Source organism: Streptococcus sp. 20925_1_69, from assembly GCF_041432365.1.
GTDB lineage: Bacteria > Bacillota > Bacilli > Lactobacillales > Streptococcaceae > Streptococcus.
Genome location: NZ_JAPVZL010000018.1, coordinates 1 through 6,028, shown reverse-complemented (window position 1 = coordinate 6,028; position 6,028 = coordinate 1). Strand labels below are relative to the sequence as shown.

The following is a 6,028-nucleotide window of genomic DNA, read 5'->3' as shown; positions in this document are numbered from 1 at the left end:
TTTGGTGTCACTACCTTAGTATTGGCTGGTACAGGAGTTTTTTCTTTTACAGTTTTTCCTGTTTTTTCTCCTGTTAATCCATCTGCTACTTTTGGATTTGCATCTTCTGTATCTGGAATTCCATCGTTATCATCATCTGGATCCGTCACATCTGGGATGCCGTCGCCATCTGTATCACGTAGAATTGTAACTGGAACATCCTTAGTAACTGTCTCGTCACCATTTTTAACTTTAACTGGAATCGTAATTTTACGTTCTTCTTCTTTTGGTTTCCAATCTGTGACAGTTGGTGTGCCAGTTAAATTACCATCGCCATCTACTTTCAATCCATTGACTGGTGTTTCTGTGGTGATTGTTGAACCTGGTTTGTTTGGTGTCACAACCGCAACTGGTGTAGTTTCTTCTTTTTCCAGAACTGGTGCTGGTGGAGTAACTTCAGCTCCCAAACTACCATTTGCTGTTCCTCTAGCTACTGGACTCTCAAGAACTACATTATCAATTCTCTTAGAAACTTTTGCAGTTACTTCTGTTTTATCTGCAATTTCAGCATCAGAAATTGTCACAACGCCTGCAGGGGTTACTGACACTTTATCAGCTGTCTTACCATTTACAGTCCAAGTATTTCCTGATTTCGTAACCGTTACAGTTTCTGGAGTTGTCTTACCTGTTGGTACATAAGTAAGGGTGATAGTATCAATATCTTGTGGATTAGTACTATTAGGGCGTGTTGGTGGGGTAATTGTCACACTACCATTCTCATGTCCAACTACGCTAGGCACTGTTGGCGTTACTGCTAACACTACTTGACGCTTAATTTCTGCAGGTGCAAATGTTGTTCTAGTTGTACTATTTACATCCGTAATAGAATTTTTGCTAGTATCTGGGAATACTGCTGTTGCATTTCGAGTATATTTCCCTGAGTTATCTAGTGTTGTTCCTGGATCTAATTTATCACCTTGTTTCCATGTCCACGTCATACCACTTGGTAAATAATTGTTTCCACGATCTGCTTTATCTTCACTATCTACAACCTTAAGATATCTATGAGCATCAATATTTTTACCACTATTGGCTACATTCAATGTTGAAGCTACTGGTACTTTTGCGATACCATTTTCAAGGTTTCTAGTCTCAATATCAACCACTCGATATTTGAATTTCAAATCACGGCTATCAGTAGCACTGCTTCCTTCAACATGTAGAGTAGCTTCATGTTCTCCTAAAGTTTCAGTATTCAATACAGTACCTGAAGACAAGCGAGTTGCATATGGATTTGCTTCAGTTTTTCCTGTTTGAGATGTAAATGTAGAAGCGGTTACTCCTTTTGGAAGTCCTCCCTTAACTTCTACTTTAGAAATCACACCTGAGTTATCCCATACCTTCAATTCAGGGTTAAATGTAGCGCCACGATAGACTGTAAAGATTGGTGAATTAGCTGTTTCTGTTAATGGAATACCATTTAAAGTAGCTTGTGGTTTTTGAACATCTTTTGCTGTTGCTTTTGCTGGATCTGAATCAGCACCATTTCCATTTTTGGTAACTACTGTTACTTCTGTGTTATCTTTCACCTTATCTGCTGGAATAGTGATTTCCCCTGTATTGGAATCAATTCTAACTTCCGGATTATTCACAGTCCATTTGCCATTTGTTCCTTTAGTTCCAACAGCTGTTTTCGGAGTATTATCTTCCCCTGTATAGCTTACAGTAATCTTATCTGCTTTTGCTGGATTTTGTGGTTTACCTGTAACATCACCATTGTCTTTTGCTGTTGCTACTGGTTTAGCTGGCTTAGAAAATTTCGCTGTTGCTTTTGCTGGATCTGAATCAGTACCATTTCCATTTTTCGTAACTACTGTTACTTCTGTTCCGTCTTTTACTTTATTTTCCGGAATCGTGATTTCTCCAGTATTTGGATTGATTTGTACTTCTGGAGTATTTACTGTCCATTTTCCTTTCGGATCTTTAGTTCCAACAGCTGTTTTTGGTTGATTATCTTCTCCAGTATAGCTTACAGTAATTTTATCTGCTTTTGCTGGATCTTGTGGTTTACCTGTAACATCACCATTGTCTTTTGCTGTTGCTACTGGTTTAGCTGGTTTAGAAGATTTTGATGTTACTTTAGCTACTGGACTTTCAAGAACTACATTATTATCAATTCTCTTAGAAACTTTTGCAGTTACTTCTTTACCATCCGCAACTTCAAGATCAGAAATTGTTACAACACCTGCTGGAGTTACTGATACTTTATCGGTTGTCTTACCATTGACTGTCCAGTTATTTCCTGATTTTGCAACTGTTACAGTTTCTGGTGTAGTCTTACCTGTTGGTGTATAAGTAAGTGTGATTGTATCAATATCTTGCGGTGTAGTACCATTAGGACGTGTTGGTGGGGTAACTGTTACACTACCATTTTCATTGGCTACTACGCTAGGGGCTGTCGGCGTTACCGCAAGAACTACTGGACGCTTGATTTCTGTCGGTGCAAATGTTGTTCTAGTTGTACTATTGTTATCTGTTACAGAACTTGGGAATTGCGCTGTAGCATTTCGAGTATATTTCCCTGAATTGTCTAATGTAGTACCTGGATCTAAGTTGTCTCCAGCTTTCCACGTCCAAGTCATACCTTGAGGCAAGTGGCTATTCCCACGATCGCTTTGATCTTGGCTATCTACAACTTTAAGATAATTATGAGCATCAACATTTGTACGGCTATTTGGTACATTTAAAGTTGAACCTACTGGTACTTTCGCGACACCATTTTCAAGATTTTTTGTTGCAATATCCACAACACGGTACTTGAATTTCAAGTCACGGCTGTCAGTAGCACTGCTTCCTTCTACGTGAAGAGTAGCAGTATGTTCTCCTAGTGTTTGTGTATTCACTACTGTTCCTGAAGATAAACGAGTTTTATACTTCTTATCTTCTGAACTTCCATCTTTACCTGTTTGAGCTGTAAAGCTAGAAGCACTTACTCCGCCCGGAAGATTTCCAACTGTTACTTTTGAGATTTTTCCTGAGTTATCCCATACCTTAAGTTCAGGGTTAAAGTCAGCACCACGATAGACTGTAAAGATTGGTGTATTGGCTGTCTCTGTTAGCGTAATGCCATTTAAAGTAGCTTGTGGTTTTTGAGTATCTTTCGCAGTTGCTTTAGCTGGATCTGAATCTGCACCATTTCCATTCTTCGTAACTGCAGTTACTTCTGTTAAATCTTTTACTTTATTAGCTGGGATTGTAATTTCCCCAGTATTTGGATCAATTCGAACATCTGGATTATTTACAGTCCATTTGCCGTTTGTTCCTTTAGTTCCTTCAGCTGTTTTTTGCTTGTTATCTTCACCTGTGAAGCTTACTTTGATTTTATCTACTTTTTTTGGATCTTGTGGTTTTGCAGTTACATCCCCATTATCCTTAGCTGTTGCTACTGGTGTTTGAGCTTTGTCATCTACAACATGCACGGGAGCATCAACAATAAATTTTCCACGTTCAGGAATAGTGACTTCCACTTTACCATACACAGGTGCATTTGGTGCTGTAGGTCTTGATACATCTGGATCTTTAAACCAACGATATGTTGTACCTGCAGGTAATTCATTTGGATTCGCAATACTGTTGTAAGCGTCTGGAATGACCCCTACTTTAGTACTTTGCGGTTTAGATTTTGGTTTTAAGTCATATTTAGCAGCTTCTTCAGGTTTTAGCGGTAAAGTACCGATAATGGCGTTTTGACCGTTTCTATATCGAATTAGTCCATCTGTTGAGTATCCGCCATAGGCAAGATACGGATCATTCGCTAAACGTTTTTTAATATCCGCAAGCATCGGATTATTTTTATTTTTATTACCCCAATCCGACATAATGCTTTGATCTAACTCATCACCTTCAAGAATTTTTGTTTTGAAAGTAATAATTGTACGTTGACCAGCAACGACGTTCAGTTTATCTTCGATTACCCCTCTAGCAAGGTTATAAATTAAACCACCTGTTGTAATACCGTACATATCTTTCACACGTGAAGCTGCATCTGGATTACGATCGGTACCATCTTTTCTAGAATCACGATAAATATTTTTTCTCCAACTATTATCAGGATTAGCATAATCCATCCAAGAACCTATATTTTCACCATAAGTTGACCCTGAACGGCGTTCACCATTTTTAACATAAGCTCGAGAAAACGTGTTTTCATACTCCCATTTTGATGCACTTGCATACTCTTGATGAGATATTTGACTTCCATCTTTATATTTTGTATAAGTGAAGTCATACGGATCTCCTACAGTACGCGGAATAGCAAGTGATATTTTCTTAGAAGAACCCGCAAGAGCATTTTCCGCTGGACCTGAATCTACGATCCAGTAATAATATTTATTTCCATCTTTTTCGATACGCTCTTCACGATACACACGAATATTATCGTAGGCTTTATCAGCAGTCCCTACACTTACGAAGGCATATTGCTTGGTATCTGGTGAATATACATCACGCTCTGAATAGTTAAGCATTGGGTTTTTATTCCAACCAACACCAAAGTCTGTTTTTCTTGTTTCACGAACGTTACTTGTTCCACGTCCTACTTCTTTTCCGTTCTTTTTGACTACGGCTGTAATAGTAGCACCTTTCACCATCAACTTAGGGTCTACATTAACTGTAAAATATCCGTTTGATTGAGATTTAGTTGTGTATTTTTTCCCACCAATTGATATTTCAACATCAGCTTCTGACGCTGTATATCCATCAACCTGAGCTACACCAGCTAAACTATCATTGAATGCCACTGTGTCTACTTGACTTACTGTAGTATTATAAACACTTTGACCATTGACTACTAATTCAACTTTATCTCCCACTTTAATACCTGGTGCATTTAATTTAAAAGCTCCAGTATCATCTAGTTTAGACGTAAGTATCTTTTGGCCATTTCTCTTAATTTCAATTGTTGAAGATGGCGTTGCATATCCTGTGATAAATCCAGAGTCCGCTACAACTATCCCAAGACTCCCACGTTTAGTCGTTTTATCAATAGGTGCAGATCTTAGATTAGAACCTTGTCCCATACTTTGACCATTACGTGAGTCACGAGCACCTGAAGTCAAACGTGTTGTAGCATTTTTAACAGAATTAAACATTCTCTTCACAAGTTTGTTCATTTCTTCAACATCATTCAGAGAAACTGTTGTGTTTTCAAGAACTTCTTGCGCCAATCCCAATAGTTCATTGGCTTTTTCAAGAACTTCTTTGCTTGTCTCATGCTCAGGCAATTCCAAAACAGCTGCCTGCAATTGATCTACAGATACTTTCAAGGCTTCTTTTTTAGCTGATACAGTTTGACTCTCTTCGCTTGCTCTTACTTCAGAAGAAGATGCGCTCGCTGGTTTTTCAGCCTGCTTCTCAGTTTTATCTACTTGAACCTCAGTTAGTTCCTTGGCAGCTGATAAAACTGTCACATCTTTAGACAAGACTTCTACAAGCTCATCGATATCCTTTTGAGCTAGGTCAGAATTTTCTAGGGCTTCTTTCCCTTTTTGAAGTCTGTCTTTAACAGGTGAGACTACTGAATCGTCAAGGTTTAATTTAGTTGAAAGAAGAGAATTTAGTTCTTCAACTACTTTTCTCAACTTAGTTTTATCAACTGTAGGCGCTTGAGTTTCCAAGGATTTATTTACTTCATCTACTTTGTTTCCAGTAGGTTCCGCAATACCTTGAGGCGACTTAGCCTCATCTTTAGGACTTACTACACCCGCAGCAGATGGTGCAGTATTTTCGCTTACACTATCCGCACTCGCAACGCGTGCACCCAAAAACATCAGCGCTGCTACAGCAACTGAAGCCGCACCAAAACTGTATTTACGAATAGAAAAGCGCAAGACTTTTTCACGTTGCTGTCGCTTTACTTTATATGAATTCGATTTGTGTTCCATTTGTCCTCCTAAGGGCAATATAATATAGAAAAAGCAATCTTTATAACTTCAACCCCTTAAAAAGAGTTAAGCTATAAAAATCACTATGATGATCGCTATCAGCAAAT

The 6,028-nt window shown here is 38.5% G+C and carries 1 protein-coding gene; it reads right to left on the bottom strand.

Annotated features, from left to right (window positions below):
- Nucleotides 1-5,921: sialoglycan-binding domain-containing protein (locus O3601_RS09195; protein ID WP_371472673.1), on the bottom strand; the 5,921-nt coding region annotated here is incomplete at its 3' end.
- Nucleotides 5,922-6,028 lie beyond the last annotated feature (107 nt).